Origin of the sequence: Nocardia asiatica NBRC 100129, assembly GCF_000308415.1 — a bacterium.
GTDB lineage: Bacteria > Actinomycetota > Actinomycetes > Mycobacteriales > Mycobacteriaceae > Nocardia > Nocardia asiatica.
In genome coordinates this window covers 80,082-97,010 of sequence record NZ_BAFS01000475.1, presented here as the reverse complement: position 1 = coordinate 97,010, position 16,929 = coordinate 80,082, and the positions used below count along the sequence as shown (strand labels likewise).

Annotated in this window: 19 protein-coding genes; 11 read left to right on the top strand and 8 right to left on the bottom strand. The window is 68.8% G+C overall.

Going from position 1 to position 16,929, the window contains the following annotated elements:
• The 4 genes from ON27_RS39560 to ON27_RS39545 form a co-directional block, all read left to right on the top strand.
• Positions 1-432: lipase family protein (locus ON27_RS39560; RefSeq protein WP_043739420.1), on the top strand; the 432-nt coding region annotated here is incomplete at its 5' end.
• A 136-nt stretch (positions 433-568) separates the two neighbouring features.
• Positions 569-895, top strand: coding sequence for a hypothetical protein (locus ON27_RS39555; protein ID WP_043739359.1), 327 nt, complete (start codon positions 569-571; stop codon positions 893-895).
• Between the two features lie 41 nt (positions 896-936).
• On the top strand, positions 937-1,179 hold the full coding sequence (locus ON27_RS39550) for a hypothetical protein (protein ID WP_043739418.1): 243 nt from the start codon (positions 937-939) through the stop codon (positions 1,177-1,179).
• A gap of 67 nt (positions 1,180-1,246) precedes the next feature.
• Complete coding sequence (locus ON27_RS39545; protein ID WP_043739357.1) at positions 1,247-2,308, top strand: NAD-dependent epimerase/dehydratase family protein; 1,062 nt, start codon at positions 1,247-1,249, stop codon at positions 2,306-2,308.
• Here the strand turns inward: ON27_RS39545 and ON27_RS39540 are convergent.
• Positions 2,294-2,785, bottom strand: coding sequence for a MarR family transcriptional regulator (locus ON27_RS39540; RefSeq protein WP_051047603.1), 492 nt, complete (start codon positions 2,783-2,785; stop codon positions 2,294-2,296). The genes ON27_RS39545 and ON27_RS39540 overlap by 15 nt on opposite strands.
• A gap of 265 nt (positions 2,786-3,050) precedes the next feature.
• On the opposite strand from ON27_RS39540, the gene ON27_RS39535 reads away from it, so the two are divergent.
• The 4 genes from ON27_RS39535 (at position 3,051) to ON27_RS45550 (ending at position 5,697) form a co-directional block, all read left to right on the top strand.
• Complete coding sequence (locus ON27_RS39535) at positions 3,051-3,884, top strand: NAD(P)H-binding protein (RefSeq protein ID WP_043739355.1); 834 nt, start codon at positions 3,051-3,053, stop codon at positions 3,882-3,884.
• Positions 3,881-4,360, top strand: coding sequence for a cupin domain-containing protein (locus tag ON27_RS39530; protein WP_051047602.1), 480 nt, complete (start codon positions 3,881-3,883; stop codon positions 4,358-4,360). The genes ON27_RS39535 and ON27_RS39530 overlap by 4 nt, the downstream gene beginning before the upstream one ends.
• A 19-nt stretch (positions 4,361-4,379) precedes the next feature.
• Positions 4,380-5,063: an NAD(P)-dependent oxidoreductase gene (locus ON27_RS39525; RefSeq protein WP_043739353.1), complete on the top strand. Its 684-nt coding sequence runs from the start codon at positions 4,380-4,382 to the stop codon at positions 5,061-5,063.
• 97 nt (positions 5,064-5,160) lie between these two features.
• Positions 5,161-5,697 carry a helix-hairpin-helix domain-containing protein gene (locus ON27_RS45550; protein WP_043739351.1) on the top strand — a complete coding sequence of 179 codons (537 nt, stop codon included), beginning with the start codon at positions 5,161-5,163 and terminating at the stop codon, positions 5,695-5,697.
• Positions 5,698-5,700: 3 nt separating this feature from the next.
• On the opposite strand, the gene ON27_RS39515 is transcribed toward ON27_RS45550, so the two are convergent.
• Positions 5,701-6,285, bottom strand: coding sequence for a TetR/AcrR family transcriptional regulator (locus ON27_RS39515; protein WP_043739411.1), 585 nt, complete (start codon positions 6,283-6,285; stop codon positions 5,701-5,703).
• Positions 6,286-6,349: 64 nt separating this feature from the next.
• Here ON27_RS39515 and ON27_RS39510 point away from each other — a divergent pair, with 64 nt between their 5' ends.
• On the top strand, positions 6,350-7,210 hold the full coding sequence (locus ON27_RS39510) for an alpha/beta fold hydrolase (protein WP_043739408.1): 861 nt from the start codon (positions 6,350-6,352) through the stop codon (positions 7,208-7,210).
• Positions 7,211-7,221: 11 nt separating this feature from the next.
• On the opposite strand, the gene ON27_RS39505 is transcribed toward ON27_RS39510, so the two are convergent.
• Both ON27_RS39505 and ON27_RS39500 read right to left on the bottom strand, forming a co-directional pair.
• Positions 7,222-9,474: a hypothetical protein gene (locus ON27_RS39505; RefSeq protein WP_051047600.1), complete on the bottom strand. Its 2,253-nt coding sequence runs from the start codon at positions 9,472-9,474 to the stop codon at positions 7,222-7,224.
• A 96-nt stretch (positions 9,475-9,570) separates the two neighbouring features.
• A complete protein-coding gene (locus ON27_RS39500) occupies positions 9,571-10,698 on the bottom strand; it encodes an acyl-CoA dehydrogenase family protein (RefSeq protein WP_051047599.1) in 1,128 nt (375 codons plus the stop codon).
• Between the two features lie 138 nt (positions 10,699-10,836).
• Here ON27_RS39500 and ON27_RS39495 point away from each other — a divergent pair, with 138 nt between their 5' ends.
• Positions 10,837-11,211, top strand: coding sequence for a MerR family transcriptional regulator (locus ON27_RS39495; protein ID WP_043739350.1), 375 nt, complete (start codon positions 10,837-10,839; stop codon positions 11,209-11,211).
• Positions 11,208-12,119, top strand: coding sequence for a TIGR03619 family F420-dependent LLM class oxidoreductase (locus ON27_RS39490; protein WP_043739348.1), 912 nt, complete (start codon positions 11,208-11,210; stop codon positions 12,117-12,119). Before ON27_RS39495 ends, ON27_RS39490 begins: the two co-directional genes overlap by 4 nt.
• Here ON27_RS39490 and ON27_RS39485 read toward each other — a convergent pair.
• From ON27_RS39485 to ON27_RS39470, 4 genes are all read right to left on the bottom strand, one after another.
• A complete protein-coding gene (locus ON27_RS39485) occupies positions 12,107-12,607 on the bottom strand; it encodes a flavin reductase family protein (protein WP_043739345.1) in 501 nt (166 codons plus the stop codon). The two genes, ON27_RS39490 and ON27_RS39485, sit on opposite strands and share 13 nt — an antisense overlap.
• A 299-nt stretch (positions 12,608-12,906) precedes the next feature.
• On the bottom strand, positions 12,907-14,136 hold the full coding sequence (locus ON27_RS39480; protein WP_043739343.1) for a cytochrome P450 family protein: 1,230 nt from the start codon (positions 14,134-14,136) through the stop codon (positions 12,907-12,909).
• 10 nt (positions 14,137-14,146) lie between these two features.
• Positions 14,147-15,409: a cytochrome P450 gene (locus ON27_RS39475; protein WP_043739340.1), complete on the bottom strand. Its 1,263-nt coding sequence runs from the start codon at positions 15,407-15,409 to the stop codon at positions 14,147-14,149.
• Positions 15,410-15,610: 201 nt separating this feature from the next.
• A complete protein-coding gene (locus ON27_RS39470) occupies positions 15,611-16,903 on the bottom strand; it encodes a cytochrome P450 (protein WP_043739337.1) in 1,293 nt (430 codons plus the stop codon).
• Positions 16,904-16,929: the final 26 nt, after the last annotated feature.

The following is a 16,929-nucleotide window of genomic DNA, read 5'->3' as shown; positions in this document are numbered from 1 at the left end:
GAGTACCCGGACCGGGTGCCGATCAGCACGAATCTCAACGAGCGCGGCCGCGCGCTTCGTGACGCCATGGCCAACAGCTGCACCAACGACATCCTCGCCATCGGCGCGGGCGGCAGCGCGCGCGATTTCGTGGACAGCACCTCGGTGTTCGACATGCCCGGCGCATGGGACGTGGTGGAAGAGAACAGTGTGGAGCTCTACGACGGCGCTCCCGCAACCCCGATCTTCGAATGGCATTCACCGAGCGATCCCCTGATCCCGATCCAAGCCATCGACAACACCGCACGCCGCTGGTGCGGAGCCGGCGTGCCGTTGCAGGTAGTGCACGTGCAGGCCTTCGACCATCTGTCCGCGGCCGCCATGGGCGCCCCCGCCGTGGCGGCCTGGCTCGAAGGCCGGGTTCGCGGCGAGCCTGCCCCCAGCAATTGCTGAGCAGCGCGCCGTGAAGCAGCTGCTGCCCGCCCGACGCATCGGGCATTCGGCTCGGAGCGCGCCGCATGGCGTCAGACGACGGAGCCGGATTGTGCGGGGATTTGCGGGGTAAGCCGAGAACACAGGAGGTGATGACATGCCAAAAGCTTGGACGGACAAGCAAGAACGCCAGTACGAGCACGTCAAGGATTCGGCGCAGTCCCGTGGCGCGAGCACCGGACGCGCGAAGGAGATCGCCGCTCGCACGGTGAACAAGAACCGCGCCCAATCCGGGCAGTCCAAGACCGCGAGCAAGACCTCGACGAAAGACAAGTCTCCGCAGCAGCGCGGCGGGCAGCGTTCGCACAGCGGCGCGCAGGGGCCCACCCGCGACCAGCTGTACAACGAGGCCAAGAAACGCAATGTCGAAGGCCGCTCGAAGATGACGAAGAAGGAGCTGGCGCACGCGCTCGGGCGGGACTGAAGCCGTGCGCCGGTCGAAGACCAACAGCGAAAGGAGTGGAGATGGCCGAGCAGCAGGAAACCGGTGGCATCACCGGTACCAGGGACAAGGATTACAACCTGATCTGGTTCGTCGAGGCGTCCCTGGAGAACGCGTTGCGTCTGGATACGTTCATCCAGGACGCGGAGCGGGACGGCGACAGCGAGCTGGTGGAGTTCTTCCGCAAGGCGCAGGCCGATAGCCGCAAGGGCGGCCGGCTCGGGAAAGAGCTGCTGTCCCAGCGCCTCGCCAAGTCCGACATCTGACATTTCCCGGCGATTCCCGGCGGAGGGTGCGCCCGATGGCCACCCTCCCCCGAGCCAAGGAGCGGATATGCGCGTCGTTGTGGTCGGTGCCACCGGAAACGTGGGGACGAGCGTCCTGGAGACGCTGTCGGCCGAAGCGGGAGTCGACTCGATCGTGGGGATCGCGCGGCGCGTGCCGGGCAAACCCTGTGACGGCGTCGAGTGGGCGCGCGCGGACGTGCGGACCGACGATCTGGAATCCCACTTCCACGGGGCGGACGTCGTCGTGCACTTGGCATGGCTGTTCCAGCCCACCCATCAGCCCTTGGTCACTTGGCGCGCGAATGTCGGCGGCACCGAACGGGTGCTGCGCGCCGTGTCCGCGGCGCAGGTGCCCGCTCTGGTCTACGCCTCGTCGGTCGGCGCCTACTCCCCGTGCCACGACGACGAGCCGGTGCCGGAGAGCTGGCCGACCGACGGATGGCCGCCTGCCGCGTACACGCGCGAGAAGGCTTACGTCGAGCGGCTTTTCGATCGATTCGAGGCCGAGCACCCCGAACACCGGGTGGTTCGCATGCGCCCGGGGTTCATCTTCCGCCGGGAGACCGCCAGCCAGCAGCGGCGTCTGTTCGCCGGCCCGCTGCTGCCGAACCGATTGCTGCGGCCCGGCTTTCCGCCGATCCTGCCGATTCCGCGCGGCCTGCGCTTCCAGGCGGTGCACAGCGCCGACATCGGCCGTGCCTACACACTCGCGATCACGACCGACGCCCGCGGGCCGTTCAACATCGCCGCCGAGCCGGTGATCGACGGCGCCCGGTTGGCCGAAGTGTTCGAAGCTCGCGTGGTGACCGTGCCGCCCGCGCTCGTCCGCGCCGCCCTCGCCGTGGGATGGCATGCGCGCACCTTGCCCGCGGCGCCGGACCTCTTCGACGCGGTGATGCGTCTGCCCATCCTGGACACCGGCCGCGCGCGGGCCGAACTGGGTTGGACACCGCAGTTCACCGCGGTCGACGCCCTCCGGGAACTGCTCTCCGGCATGCGGGCGGGAGCGGGAGAAGACTCCCCGCCGCTGGCTCGCGACGCGGGCGGCCCTTGGCGATGGCGGGAGTTCGCCTCCGGGGTGGGGGGTCGTGAGCTAGGGGTCGGCTAGTTCTTCGGCCGACTCGTGGCCCGCGGCGGCGACGCGGCGTAGGAATTCCGCGATGAGTTCGAGTTCGGCGTCGCTGTAACCGGCGCAGAGATCGTCCATGCGTCCGTTCATTCCGGCGAACAACCCGTAAAGCTCCTGGTTACGCTCGCGCAGCGGGACTATGGTGACCGCGCGCCGGTCGCCCGCGGCCGGGTCTCGCTCGCGCGCGATCCAGCCGCCGCGCTCCAATCTGTCCAGGATGCCGGTCAGCGTGGCCGGATGCAGGGCGGCGCGGCGGGCCAGCGCGCTCGGGGTCAGCGGGCCGTGCCGATTGATCAGATCCAGGCAGGTCCAGTCGGCGTCCCGCAGTTCCACCTTGCCGCCGAAGCGGCGGTTCAGCACGGCGAGTTGACCGTTCAGCTCGCGCAGCGCGTCTTTGACCGCGGTGGACAGCCGGCGATGCTGCCGCTCGGCCGATTTGCCGGTAGCTGCGCCCACGTTGTGATCCCTCCCGCCTTTGTATGAGTTTCATATCATACGTCGCCCGATTCCCGGGCTTCCCGGACGCGCCGCCGGGGCCGATCATCCCGTCGTGCCATAGCCCGGAGATCTCGGCTCATGGATCAGCGGCGAGCGAAGAAGGACAGTCAGCCGGTCAAGACCTCCGGAGCGGCGCGCATCCAGGTGTTACGAAAGTCATATGAAACGACCTTCAAACTATGTAATATGAGTTTCGTAATATCTGGATCAAGAAGGAGTTGTCATGTACCTGGTCACCGGCGCGACAGGAACCGTCGGCCGCCCACTCGTGCACGCATTGGTCGCCGAGGGGCGGCCCGTCCGAGCGCTGTCCCGCCGATCCGGCGACGGGCTCCCCGACAGCGTGGAGGTGGTGGCGCCCGAGCAGGCCGAGGTCGCCATGACGGGAGTGGAATGCCTGTTCGTCCACCCGCGAGCCGCCAAGGACAACGTCGGCGAACTGCTCGACCTCGCGGCTGCCCGCGGTGTCGAACGGGTGGTCGTCATGTCGGCGATCAATGCCGACGACGAATTCGCGCAGCAACCCTCGCGCTGCAACGGCGACCGCAACACCGAGGTCGAACGCGCCGTGATCGCCAGCGGACTGCCGTGGGTGAGCATCCGCCCGAGTTCGTTCGCCATGAACAGTCTCGCGATGTGGCGCGACCAGATCGCCCGGGGCGACGTCGTCTACGGCCCCTACGCGTCCTTCGCCGAAGCGGTCATCCACGAACGCGACGTCGCGGAGGTCCTCGCGCACGCCATGTCGGATGCGACCTTGCTCGGCCGACGTATTCCGATCACAGGTCCGGAGGCGGTGTCCCTGGAGCGCATGGTCGCGGCGATCGGCGAGACGCTCGGCAGACCCTTGCGCTACCAGGAGATTCCGGCCCCCACCGCCGCTCGCGGAATGATCGAGCACGGTCTCGGCGAAGGGTTCGCGCACGCTCTCCTGGAACGCTACGCCCGCGAACTGGAACGGACGCCCGTGGTCACCGGCGAGGTGGCCGCGATCCTCGGGCGTCCGCCGCGCCCCTACCCGGCCTGGGTCACCGATCACCGGGCGGCATGGTCATGACCTGGTCCCCCGTTCGCTCCGGCGACAATGCCCACCGCGCGATCCGGCACCTCGGGTCCCTGATCGAATTCGATGCCACGGCCGAACAAACCGGCGGTGCCCTCGCCGTCACCAGGCACACCTGCCGTCTCGGGACTGCCGCTCCATTGCACCGCCACGAAAACGAAGACGAGGTCTTCGTCGTCCTGAACGGCGAACTGTCCGTCCATATCGCCGGGCGCTGGTTCCGCCTTCCGGCCGGCACCACCTTGTTCGCTCCTCGCGGAGTACCGCACGCCTATCGCGTGGAGTCGCAGGTATGCCAGTTCCTCACGGTGATCACCCCCGGCGGATTCGAGCGATGGTTCACCGCCACCGGCACACCGGCCGAAACGCTCACCCTGCCTCCGGCGCCGCCCGGGCCGCCCGACTTCGCGCTGCTCGTCACCGCGGCTGCCCGGCACGGTGTCGACATTCTCGGCCCCACCCCGCATTGACGAACCCGAAGGAATTCCCATGCGTCTCATAATTTTTGGAGCAAACGGCCCCACCGGTCGCCTGCTCACCTCGCACGCTCTGACCGCAGGCCACGACGTGGTCGCCGTCACCCGCAGGCCGGCGGAATTCCCGCTGGCGCACGATCGATTGACCACGCTCGAGGGCGACGTCTTCTCCCTTCCCTCGGTGGAGGCGGCGGTCGCGGGCGGCGACGCGGTGTTGTCCACCTTGGGCGTCCCCTACAGCAAGCACCCGATCACGACGTACTCGGCCGGCACGGCCAATATCGTGGCCGCGATGCGCCGGTACGACATACGCCGTCTCGCGGTCGTGTCGTCGAGTGCCGTGGACCCCCGGCCGTACGCGGACGCGGGCTTCCTGTTCAACCGAGTCCTTCAGCCGTACCTCACCCGAGTGATGGGTAAAACGTTGTACGACGACATGCGCGCTATGGAATCACTGCTCACCACGACCGAACTCGACTGGACGATAGTGCGCCCCAGCGGCCTCTACACCTCCTCCACGGTCACCGATTACACCGTGGTCGAAGGCCGTTTCACCTCCCGCGCGGACCTGGCCGCCTGCCTGCTACGACTCGCCGAGGACGGCGGCCACATACGCCAGACCGTCAGCGTCGTCACGACGTCGGACAACCCCGGTCTGCTCGAACTGATCCGCACCGAGGCGCTCGGCAAGCACTGAGCACGAGGCCGGGCGCGGGGGCAGTTCGCCCGGGAACGGCCGATCATCATCCGGAGCGCGATCGGGTCACCAGGTCGGAACGTGCCAGAGTGAGCCCATGACAACCCGCGCCCAGCTACGCAAGACCGCGCTCTCGCTGCCCGAGGCCGTCGAACAGCGAACCAGCCCCGGCGTCGTCTCGTTCGCCGTGCGCGACAGGCAGTTCGCGGCGCTGGAGGACCGGCACGTGCGGCTGTACCTGTCCGACGCGGACGCGCGGGAGGTACTCGCGGCGCATCCCGGTGCGGAGCGGCTGACGCGCGGCGCGACGTCGATCGGCGTCGGTATCCCGCTCTCCGACATCAACGGCCAGCAGCTCAACCACTGGGTGCGCCGCGCCTGGCTTTCGCGCGCGCCGAAACGGCTCGCGGCACCGATGATCGCGGCGGAAACCGCGGACGTCGCAGTGGGCGACTTGCCCGCGGCCATCGGGAATCCCGCGCGGCGGGCGCTGGCGGCCGTCGGCATCACCACTCTCGCGCAGGTCGCCGAATGCACCGAGGCGCGACTGCTCGCGATGCACGGCGTCGGCCCGAAAGCCGTTCGCATCCTGCGCGAAACACTGCGGACGAGCGGACGTTCACTCGCCGAGTGACCACTATCCGCGAACTCCGGCCAGTACTTCCTCGATGCGGGCCCGCAGCGACCGGCCTGCCGCGAGCAAAGGTTCGGTCGAACGGAGGGTGCGACTGAGGACGAAAGCGCCCTCCAGAGCGGCGAGGACGGCGAGGATGAGTTCGCGGGCCCGCGCAGCGGGCAGGCCGCGGCGGACGAAATAGCCGGTACCCTCTTCGATCCAGGCCGTGATGACCTCGGCCGCGACTTCGCGCAGCACGGGTTCGCTGTCGGCGACCTCACCCGCGACGGTGCCCACCGGGCACATGTTGAGCCAGCCGGTCTGTTCGATCTGCTCGGCGGCGGCCGCGAACGCGGCGGGGACCGCTTCGCGCAGGTCGTCGTGCGGATCGAGGAGCAGGGGCAGCAACTGGATGTAGGCGGCTCCGGATGTGCGCAGCGCCGCGGCGGCGATCTGCGGTTTGCCTTCGGGGAAGTGGTGGTAGAGCGAGCCCATCGGCGCGCGGGCGGCCACGGTGATCTGCTTCACGCTCGTTCCCGCGTAGCCCTGCGTGCGCATCAATTCGGCCATCGCGGTGACGAGACGTTCCCGGGTGCTGGTTGACATTCTCTCGGTCACCATCCCAGACTAGAGCAAATACTCTAGAGCGATCGCTCGAATGGAGGCGGACATGCCTGTAGTCGAACTCCCCGCGGGCCGGGTGCACTACGCCGAGCGCGGCGAAGGACCCCCGGTCGTCCTGTTGCACGGCCTGCTGATGAACCACACGCAATGGAACGAGGTACTCGACGCCCTTCCCGCCGGCTTCCGGTACCTGCTGCCGGACCTGCCGCTCGGCGCACATCCCCTACCGCTGCGCCCCGGCGTCGACTTGAGCATGCGCGGCCTGAATCAGCTGGTCGCGGACTTCCTGACCGCACTGGACCTGCGCGAGGTGACACTGGTGCACAGCGATTGGGGCGGCGCGCTGTTCCTCACCGCCTACGGACTGGACGAACGCGTCGGCAGGCTGATCGTGCTGCCGTGCGAGGCGTTCGACAATTTCCCGCCCGGCCTGCCGGGCAAGATGGCCACCGTCGCCACCTATCTCCCCGGCGGAATCTCGCTGGCGCTGCGGCAGTTACGCGTTCGGTGGCTGCGCCGCTCGCCGCTGCTGTTCGGCTGGATGGCGCGGCGCCCGCTGCCCGACGCGCTGGTGCACGGCTGGACCGAGCCGGGACTGCGGGATGCCCGTATCCGGCGGGACCTGCTCGCCTACACCAAGTCCGGCTTCCGCAAGCCGGAACTGATCGCGAACACCGAGGCGCTGCGCGAGTTCCAGGGTGACGCGCTGATCCTGTGGTCGTCGGCGGGCAAGGTGATGCCGCGTGAGCACGGCCGCAGGCTCGCCGAACTGATTCCCAGGGCCCGGCTGGTCGAAATCGATGACGCCTACGTTCTTTCCATGCTCGACCAGCCCGCCGCGGTCGCCGAGGCGATGTCGGCGTTCCTGCTCGAGCACCACCCCACGCCGGAGCCGCACACGCGCTGAATCCGCGGAGCTCACGCCCGCACGGTCGCCAGTTCCGGCTGGGCCGCCACGGGCTGCTGAGGTTCGGACGGTTCGGACGGTTCGTCGGTCGCACGCCGCCGCGTCCGGTGATATGTCCACTGCAACAGGCCGACTCCGATGAGTCCGGCCGCGGCGGTCCCGATCCCGATCTCGCTGCCGGGTGCGCGCCAGTCCACCAGCAGGTCCGCCTTGTCGGTGCCCGCCGGGATGTCCACGGCGAGGAAGACGCCGCCGATCGTGCCTGCCGCCAGCTCGCGGCCGTTCAGCGTCACCCGGTGCCCGGGCCAGGCGAGCCGGGCGAACACGACGCGCCCGCCGCTGGACGAGCTGACCACGGCGCGGGTGGTGATGTCGTCGAGCGAACTCCTCGATTCGGCGGTCACTCCAACGGTGTGCGCGATCGCCCCGTCGCGGGTGGACACGAGCCCATCTGCGCGTTCCAGCACCCAGATGTGGCGCTCGTGTCCCGGATAGTCCGCCCACCGCCAGCCCCCGGGCGCGGGACGGTCGCGGGCATCCGGGTACTGGGTGCGATGCAGGACCACCCGGTCGACCTTCATCAGGTCGACGATCCGCGCGCCGGTGACGGGTTCGGTCGCGAAAGCGCGGCGGTACGCGTCGGGGCAGGTGCTGCCGTCCCATGCCATGCACAGCATGCCGGCGAAGGCGGCGTGCCCGATCGGCGTATAGGCGTTGACGTAGTCGAGGCCGAGCGCCTTGGCGTAGTTGCCGATGGCCAGCGATCCGTACGCGCCCGCGATGTTGCGGTCCTCGGGGCGCACGGCGGCGCGGTCGGCCAATTGCAGGGTCAGGCCGTCGAAATCGGGGAAGGCCGCGCGCATCGCCGAGCGCCGCTCCGGGAACTCGTAGGACATCGGCGTCATGGGCGCCCCGGCCACCTGGGCATACGCGATGGGGAACATGGCCAGGACGGCCATCGCGCACGCGGCGACGGCGCCCCGGTGGCGGGCCAGCCATACGGCGGCGGCGCCGAGCGCGCCCACCGCGAGCGCTCCCGCCACATGCCGCAACACCAGCTCGGGGGCGGCCGAGACCGACCGTACGAACAACAGCCCAATCAGCACGGCGGCGGCCGTGGCGCGGCGGCGCGAGGCGGCGAACACGCCGTAGCGGCTCAGCGCGACGCAGACCAGCACGAGCAGCACGATGGCGAGCATCGGCAACACCCGCGCGGGCCAGCGCAGCGGACCGATGGCCCCGGGCCCGGCCGTCCACATCAGCACCGTCACCGCGAAGAAGATCAGGCCGCTGAATTCGCGCGCGGCGGTGCGCGCGGCGCGCCAGTCGACGAACGCGAGCGCCGGGATGAGGAACCAGGCGATGTAGACCATCGGCAGCGGCTGGACGTGCCCCCACCAGGCGGTGAACGCGGGGGTCGTGCTCGGCAGGCTCGCGTTCAGCGACTCCGACCACGGCACCGTCAGGAACGGGTCGTTGTGGATCTGCACGCTGCCGCGCCAGGTCACCTGCGAGGACAGGATGCCGGACAGATTCGCGATCGCCGCGGTGAGCGCCGCGCACCCCGCCGCGAGGCACAGCCGTACCGCCGGCGCCCATCGGCGCTGGTACACGACCTCGCCGGCCGCGACGGCGAGGATGATCAGCGCCGACTGCACGGCGGGGAAGGCGTACTGGACCGTGAGCGTCAGATACAGGAAGACGAAGACCGGCAGCGGTCCGCTGCGGCCGCGGGCGTACTGCACCGCCGACGCCCAGGCGTGCACCATCCACGCGGTCGCCACGTGCGGTGTGAACCAGCTGGCCTGGTCGAAGAACAGGAACCAGCCGCTGAGCGGGAACGCGATACCCGCGACCGCCGCCCACCGGGGACGAGCGCCGTAGGCCAGGCAGATGCGGAACACGCCGAGCGCGGCGATGATCGAGAAGACGAGCTTGACCGCCGTCGCGTAGACGGACAGATCGTCCATCGACGGCGCCAGGAGATAGACGAGCAGCTGCGGCGGATTGAACAGCGCCGCCTCTTCCAGCGTGTAGTTGCCCGCCATCCATTCGTGCGGCACCAGCGCCGGGAACCGGCCGTCGCGCAACAACTCTCCGAGCATCACCCACATCGGGGCGTACTGCGCCTCGGTGTCGTCGGTGTAGTAGTGCCTGGCGTCGGCCAACAGCACCGACACGAATCCGGCGATGACTCCGAGGATGGTCGCCGCGCCCCAGATGTAACGCTCTTTTCGGGGTCCGGATACCGCGGCTGTACTCACAAGGCGCGGAGTGTAGCGGCAACGAGTGAACATGTCATGGCCGGTTCGCGCGCTATGTCGGAATTCTCGTCGGGCGCCGCACTCCGCACCGACGGTTCACGCTTGCTCCGGCACGCCCAGCACTCCCCGGCCGATCACACCGGCGATCACCTCGGTCGAGTACGCCATGAGCTGCCCGGCCTGGGCATCGCGCAGATGACGCTGGATCGGCGACCGCTTGAGATACCCCGACGCGCCGCCGATCCGGACGCCGAGCTGCGCCACCTCGACCGCCACCTTGTTCGCCAGATACTTCGCCCGGGAGAGATTGTCGAAGAACAGCGCGATCCCGTTGTCGGCCTGCCACAGCGCCTGCTCGTAGAGCGTGTGCGCCGCCGCGAGCCTGGTCTGGGCATCCGCGACCTCGTACTGCACCCATTGCTGGTGCGCCAAGGGCTTGCCGAGAATCTCCCTCGCCCGTGCGTGCTCCACCAGCGCGTCCAGCGCCGCGTCGGCGATCCCGAGCGAGATCGCGGGCAGACCGGCCGGGATCACCGCGAAATCGCCCGGACGCGGCGCGCGACCGCGGTATTCGGCGCGCAGCACGGTGTCGTCGAACGCCAGCAGCTGACTGCGCGTCGCGCGCAGGCCGAGCGTGTCCCAGATCGGAATGATCGACACCGTGTCGTCGGGTACCACGCCGAAGAAGGCGGGCTCGCCCGCCACGAGCGCGTTGACCAGCAGATAGTCGGCGATCTCGCTACCGGACACGAACCGCTTCGCGCCGCTGAGCGACCAACCGCCCTCGATCGGCGCGGCGACCTGCTGCGGCTGCAGGAAGCGGTTGCCGCTGGCCGGTTCGGACAGCGCGTTCGCGAAGCGCCTGCCCGCGCGGAATTCGTCCGCGAAGAACGATCCCGATGTCTCGGCGGTGAATTCCGCCAGCGCCACACCGGCCCCGGCGTGCATCGTCCAGATCGTCGCGGTGGACGGATCGGCCTTGGCGAGGATGCGGACCAGGCGCCCGAGTCCCAGGTAGCTCAGGCCCGTGCCGCCGACGGGCTCCGGCAGGACCGCCTGGTTCACCCCCGCGCCGTGCAACGCGTCCAGATGCTCGACGGCGAGTTCGGCGCGCTCGTCGTACTCGGCTGCCACGGCGGCGAATCCGGCCGCCAGGTCGGCTACCCGGTCGAGCAGTTCCCGCTCGCTGTCGCGGACCGGAAGAAAGAAATGCGCGTTCGTCACGAAATACTTTCTGGTCGGGGCGAATCGGCGGTGCGACCGCCGGATGGATTTTGCGTTCCGAGAGTACGCAGTGCCCGCGGCGACTTGCCTTGACATCGACGAGAAGGTTTAGCGTGGCGGTGACACCGAGGAGGACGGATGCGCATCGGCGAATTGGCGCAACGGGCCGGCACCAGCGCCCGCGCACTGCGGTACTACGAGGAGCACGGCTTGGTGCGGCCGCACCGGAGAGCCAACGGGTATCGCTCCTACGACGACGCGGAAGTGGCGATCGTGGCGCAGATCCGCGAACTGCTCGACGCGGGCTTCGACCTCGACGACATCCGCCCGTTCGTCAGCTGTCTGCGGGCGGGCAACGGCTCCGGTGACGTCTGCCCCGACTCGGTGTCCACGTTGCGGCGCAAGCTGGCCGAGGTCGATTCCTATCTGGCACGGCTGGAGGACGTCCGCCGTCATCTGAGCGACCGCCTCGCGGCGGCCTGCGAGTTCGACCGGATCGAGGAGACGCGGTGAGATTCGCGGTCAGCTACAGCACCCCGTTCTTCGGCGTCGACCCGGAACGGCTGATCGGCTATGCCCAGCACGCGGAGCGCTGCGGATTCGAGGCGATCTACCTGCCCGAGCACATCGCGTTGTACCCGGGCGCCGCGGTCGGGCCGACGGAGATCACGCCGTCGCTCCCGTTCGCCGACCCGCTCGACGCGCTGAGTTTCGTGGCCGCCGCGACCGACCGGATCCTGCTCGGCACCGCGGTACTGCTGCTGCCCTATCACCATCCGGTGGTGCTGGCCAAACGCCTGGCGACCATCGATGTGCTGTCCAAGGGCCGGATGCGCCTGCTCACGGTCGGTTTGGGCACCCTGCCCGGTGAGGCGCGCGCCGTCGGCGTCGATTTCGCCACTCGCGGCCGCCGCGCCGACGAGGCCATCGATGTGCTGCGACTGTTGTGGTCCGGCGACGCCGAAGGCGTGAGCTTCGACGGGGAGTTCTTCGCATTCGAGAACCTGTGCAGCTATCCGAAACCGTTTCGGGGCGAACCGTTGCCGATCCATGTCGGCGGATCGAGCCGCGCCGCCGCGCGCCGCGCCGGGTCCCGCGGCGACGGCTTCTTCCCGGGCGGGATGCTCGGGCCGACCGAACGCGCCACCCAGCTGGAGATCGCCCGCGCCGCGGCAGGTGCGGCGGGCCGGGGCATCGAGACGTTCGACTACACGCGCTGGGGATCGATCGACATGCCGGTCGAGCGAGCCGAAGGATTGGCCGACCAGGGTGTCACGCGTGTCGTGGTGAGCGCGAGCACGGGCGACCCGGAGCGCGCCCGCGACGAGCTGTCCGCCTTCGCCGACCGCTTCGATCTTGCGAACGCACGAAACCGGCTTCCGCGCGGGCATCGGCGCGGAATGCCTCCTCAGACGGTGTGACCCGCAACCAGATCCGCGACCGAGTGATAGTGCAGGGTCTGCGCGGGATGCCGCAGCACGGCGGCGTCCTCGGGCTCCAGCAGCAATCCGACGTGATCGCCGAAGTCGTACCGCTCGCGGATGCGGGCGCTGAACCAGCTGGGCACCGTGCTGAGCACCGGGATGCCCCCGGGGCCGGCGTGCCAGTCGCAGTGCACGAACTTGTCGATGTCGTCGCCGGTCTCACCGCCGAAAAGCCGGGCCAGCGAGAGCTGTTCGCTGCTGAGCACATGCACCGCGAGCCGATCGGCGCGCTGCGCGACCCGGTAGGTGTGGTTCTTCTTGGACAGGCCGATCAAGAACCGGCGCGGCTCGATGCTGACCTGGGTCGCGAAGCCGACCAGACATCCGGCGCGCCGTCCCTCCGCCTGCACGGTGACCAGCAGCACGGGATAGTCCGCCGCCGCGACCACCGCGTCGAACACTGCGGTCCGGTCTTCGGTAGCCATCGGTCCTCCCAGCGTGATGCGACGTCTTCCCCGGATGCCCGCGCGACCGTCGCGCAAACATGCCGGGACGAGCAGCGCTCACCCTACAACCGCGGCGGCAGGTCGTCTCAGACGCCGACGACGGCAGGGGTGGGCACCCGTGCGACGGCCGTGTAGATCAGCTCATTCCGATCCACATCTCGTGGATGATAGTCCACCACAACGACTTCCGCGCCGACACTGAAAACGCATAGTGGCGGTCGCCACATTGCGAGCGGCGGCCCCGCGCCCCCGGCCGCACCGGGGGCGCGCGACCCCCGCTAGTCCGCCGGTTCCAGGTACACGGGCAGCCTGCCGTGCCCGTTGGAGATGAAGCTGGACACGGTGCCGAGCTCGGCCGGATCGGCTGCCAGGCGCATGTCCGGGAAGCGCCGGAAAAGGGCGGGCAGGGCGATCTCCGCTTCCAACCGGGCCAGCGGCGCGCCCAGGCAGTGATGCGCCCCGTAACCGAAAGCCAGATGTTCCTTGTTCGCCCGGAGCACGTCGAACTCGTCGGCGGTGGCGCCGTGCAGTTTCGGATCGCGGTTGGCCGCGGCGTAGGAGGCGAGAATCGGCTCGCCCTTGGCGATGCGCAGACCGTCGATTTCGATGTCGTCGGCGGCGAAGCGCAGCGGCAGGTGGGCCACCGGCGCCTCGAAGCGCAACGCCTCCTCGATCAGATCGGTCCAGGTCGCGCGGCCCTCGGTCACCTCGGCACGCTGGCGCGGATGGGTCAGCAGCGCGAAGACGGCTTGGTCCAGCAGATTCACCGTGGTCTCGTGCCCGGCGCTGATCACGAGCAACAGCGTATCGATCAGCTCCTGCTCGGTGAGCTGCGAACCGTCCTCCTCGTCGCGGTGCGAGATGAGCAGGCTGGTCATGTCGTCACCGGGACTCTCGCGTCGATGGGCGACGAGTTCACCGAGAATCCGGTACATCTCCAGGTAATTCGCCTGCGACTCCTCGGGCCCGAGCGAAGTATCGAAGATGCCGTCGACGCATTTGCGAAGCCCGGCGTGCAAGGATTCCGGAACGCCCATCAGCGCGCTGATGACCTGGATCGGCAGCGGATAGGCGAAACCTTCCCTGAGGTCCACCGCCTCTCCCCGCGGTGTCGCCGCCAGTTCGGCGAGCAGGTCCGCGGCGATCTGCTCGATCATCGGGCGCATCGCCTGGGTGCGGCGGTGGGTGAACGCGGGTGCCACCAGCTTGCGCAACCTGCGATGGTCCGCGCCGTACGCGGTGAACATGTTGTTCACCGCGACCCACAGGAACAGCGGCCAGTCCTGGGGAATCTCTCCGTTGACGAACGCGGGCCAGTGCTGCTTGGCGTCCTTCGAGACCCGGGCATCGGCCAGTAACCGCTTGAGCACGTCGGCGTCGGTGACCGACCACGCCGGTACGCCGCCGGGCAGCTCGACTCGGGCCACCGGCCCGCGCGCACGGAGGCGCGCGGACTCACCCTGGATGTCGGCGCCCGTCGGGTCGAGGACTAGGGGCTGGGTGTCCATCAGGGACTCCTTAGAAGACGGTCAGCGGAGGGGATTTCGGGAAGACGACAGGCAGGGACACCAGCGCGCGGTGGAACGGGCCGGGCCGCCAGCTCAATTGGCCGGGTTCCACGGCCAAGCGCAGCTCGGGCAACGCGTCCAGGATCTGATCGATCGCGTCCTGGACCACCAGGTACGCGGCGGATCGGGCGGGGCAGGCGTGCGGCCCCACGCTCCATGCCAGATGCGCGCGGCTGTCGGTGCGTTGACCGACCCCGATCGCGGGATCGTTGTTGCACCCGGCCATGCTGATCACGACCGGCTGATGCGCGGGCAGCCACACGTCATCGATGAGGATCGGCTGCCTCGGATAGCTGACGCAATAGTTCGCCATCGGCGGGTCGTTGAACAACACCTCGTCGAGTGCGTCGCGGGTCGAAAGGCTCCCGCCCAGGAAATCTCCCGCGAAGCGTTCGTCGGTGAGCATCAGCAGCAGCGTGTTGACGATCAGGTTCTGCATCGGTTCGATGCCCGCGCCGTAGAGCGTGACCAGCTGGTGGATCATCTCGACGTCGTCCAGGCCGGCCGCGTGGTTCAACAGCCGTGAGGTGATGTCGTCGCCGGGGTCCTTGCGCTTCATCTGCACCAGTTCGAACAGCGCGTCGGTGAGCATCGCGTTGCCCTTGTCGGCGTTGACGCCCTCGAAGATGGCGGCCATGCCGGTCGCGACCTGCTGCCCGATGTCCGCTGGGCAGCCGATCATGGCGTTGAGCACCGCGAAACTGAGCGGGAACGCGTACTGGCTGATCAGATCCGCCGCTCCGTCCTGGCAGAACGCGTTGATCAGCGGAATCGCGATCTGCTCGATGGTGCCGTGCAGCGCGTGCAGATCGACCCCGATGATGCTCGCGACGTTGGCCTGCCGGTAGCGCAGATGCTCCAGGCCCGAGCTGCGCAGCGCGTTCGGCCGCCATTCCAGCATCGGCAGGACCGGGCACTCGCCCGGGATGTCCTTCTGCCAGGTGCGGGGATCGGCCGGGAAATGATCCGGGTCGTTGAGGATGCGCAGGGCGGTGTGGTAGCCGATCACCAAGGTGGCGGGCACATTCGGCGACAGCTCGACCGGAACGAGCGGACCGTACTTGCGGCGCATCTCACGGTAGGCCCTGTGCGGATCCTCCGCGTATTCCTGCGAATACAACGGGTAGCGAGGACCGCCGGTGTCGATGGGCGACCCGTGCGGCACGGGGCACCCGCTCACAGCGGCGGACGGTGGGAAGTGTGGCGTGGTCAAAAGACGAAACTCCAGAGGAACGAATATTCGACGAACGCATCGCCAGGCGGGTGCGCCCGGCGACGGCGCAGGCCGACGTGCTGCGTGTGATTCGGTGACAGGCCGGCGCACACCCTCATCAGCTGTGTGCGCGACGACCTCTGCGCGGCGACCTCCTTCGGAATCGGCATGGGCGTCGGCGATTCGCCGGACGCAGCCCGGCTACGACGCCGAACTCGTCTCCGGCTGGTTCGAGAAGACCGGCAGGGGCGGGGACTCCGGGAAACGGACCGGCAGGGCGGTCAGCGACCGATGGAACGGGCCCGGCCGCCACGTCAGCTCCTCGGCGGGGACGGCCAACCGCATCTCGGGCAACGCGTCGAGCAGCTGGTCGATGGCGTCCTGGGCGATCAGATAGGCCACGGATCGGGCCGGACAAGTGTGCGGCCCGACACTCCAGGCGAGATGAGCCCGGTTGTCGGTGTACTGCCCCGTGTTGATCGCCGGATCGTTGTTGCATCCGGCCATGCTGATGACCACCGGCTGGTGCGCCGGTAGCCAGATGCCATCGATGAGGATCGGCTGACGCGGGAAGGTGACACAGTAATTCGACAGCGGCGGATCGGTGAACAGCACCTCGTCCAGCGCGTCCCGGGTCGACAGGCTGCCACCGATGATGCCGCCCGCGAAGCGCTGGTCGGTGAGCATCAGCCGCAGGGTGTTGATGATCAGGTTCTGCTGCGGCTCGATGCCCGCGCCGTACAGCATCAGCACCTGCTGCACCATCTCCGTGTCGTCGAAATCGACCGGGTGGCTCAAGATGCGGGAGACGATGTCGTCGCCGGGCTGGGACCGTTTGAGCGCCACCAGGTCGGCCATCGCGTCGTTGAACATCGCGTTGCCCCGTTCGGCCTCGACGCCTTCGAACATCGCCGCGAGACCCATCGCAGCCCGCTGGCCGATTTCCGGCGGGCACCCGAGCATGGCATTGATCACCGCGAACGCAAGGGGGAAGGCGTATTGCGCGATCAGGTCGGCCGAGCCGTCGCCGCAGAAGGTGTTGATCAGCGGAACGGCGATCCGCTCCACCGTGTCGCGCAGCGCGAACTGGTCGATCTCCTCGATGCCCGCCACGGTGGCCTGCCGGTATCTGGCGTGCTCCAGTCCGGAATTGCGGATCGCGGCCGGACGCCACTCGAGCAGGGGCAGCACCGGGCAGTCGCTGGGCACGGTCTGCTGCCAAGTCCGCGAATCGGCCGGGAAGTGGTCGGGATCGTTCAGGATGCGCAGCGCCGTGTGATATCCGATCACGAGCGTCGCGGGCACACCGGGGGACAGCTCCACCGGAACGAGCGAACCGTACCGGCGGCGCATCTCCCGATAGGCGCGATGGGGGTCCGCCGCGAAATCCTCCGAGTACAGCGCGACCCGTGGGCCGTCGGCGCCGACCGGTGAACCGTGCCGGACCGGGCAGCCGCTGGATGAGGACGATGCCGGGGACTGTGGGTGGGTCAAAACGTGACTCCAAAGTCGGAACGTTC

Coding starts and splice junctions, on each gene's coding strand:
- ON27_RS39555 (WP_043739359.1), top strand. CDS start 569: ATGCCAAAAGCTTGGACGGACAAGCAAGAACGCCAGTACGAGCACGTC.
- ON27_RS39550 (WP_043739418.1), top strand. CDS start 937: ATGGCCGAGCAGCAGGAAACCGGTGGCATCACCGGTACCAGGGACAAG.
- ON27_RS39545 (WP_043739357.1), top strand. CDS start 1,247: ATGCGCGTCGTTGTGGTCGGTGCCACCGGAAACGTGGGGACGAGCGTC.
- ON27_RS39535 (WP_043739355.1), top strand. CDS start 3,051: ATGTACCTGGTCACCGGCGCGACAGGAACCGTCGGCCGCCCACTCGTG.
- ON27_RS39530 (WP_051047602.1), top strand. CDS start 3,881: ATGACCTGGTCCCCCGTTCGCTCCGGCGACAATGCCCACCGCGCGATC.
- ON27_RS39525 (WP_043739353.1), top strand. CDS start 4,380: ATGCGTCTCATAATTTTTGGAGCAAACGGCCCCACCGGTCGCCTGCTC.
- ON27_RS45550 (WP_043739351.1), top strand. CDS start 5,161: ATGACAACCCGCGCCCAGCTACGCAAGACCGCGCTCTCGCTGCCCGAG.
- ON27_RS39515 (WP_043739411.1), bottom strand. CDS start 6,285: ATGTCAACCAGCACCCGGGAACGTCTCGTCACCGCGATGGCCGAATTG.
- ON27_RS39510 (WP_043739408.1), top strand. CDS start 6,350: ATGCCTGTAGTCGAACTCCCCGCGGGCCGGGTGCACTACGCCGAGCGC.
- ON27_RS39495 (WP_043739350.1), top strand. CDS start 10,837: ATGCGCATCGGCGAATTGGCGCAACGGGCCGGCACCAGCGCCCGCGCA.
- ON27_RS39485 (WP_043739345.1), bottom strand. CDS start 12,607: ATGGCTACCGAAGACCGGACCGCAGTGTTCGACGCGGTGGTCGCGGCG.
- ON27_RS39480 (WP_043739343.1), bottom strand. CDS start 14,136: ATGGACACCCAGCCCCTAGTCCTCGACCCGACGGGCGCCGACATCCAG.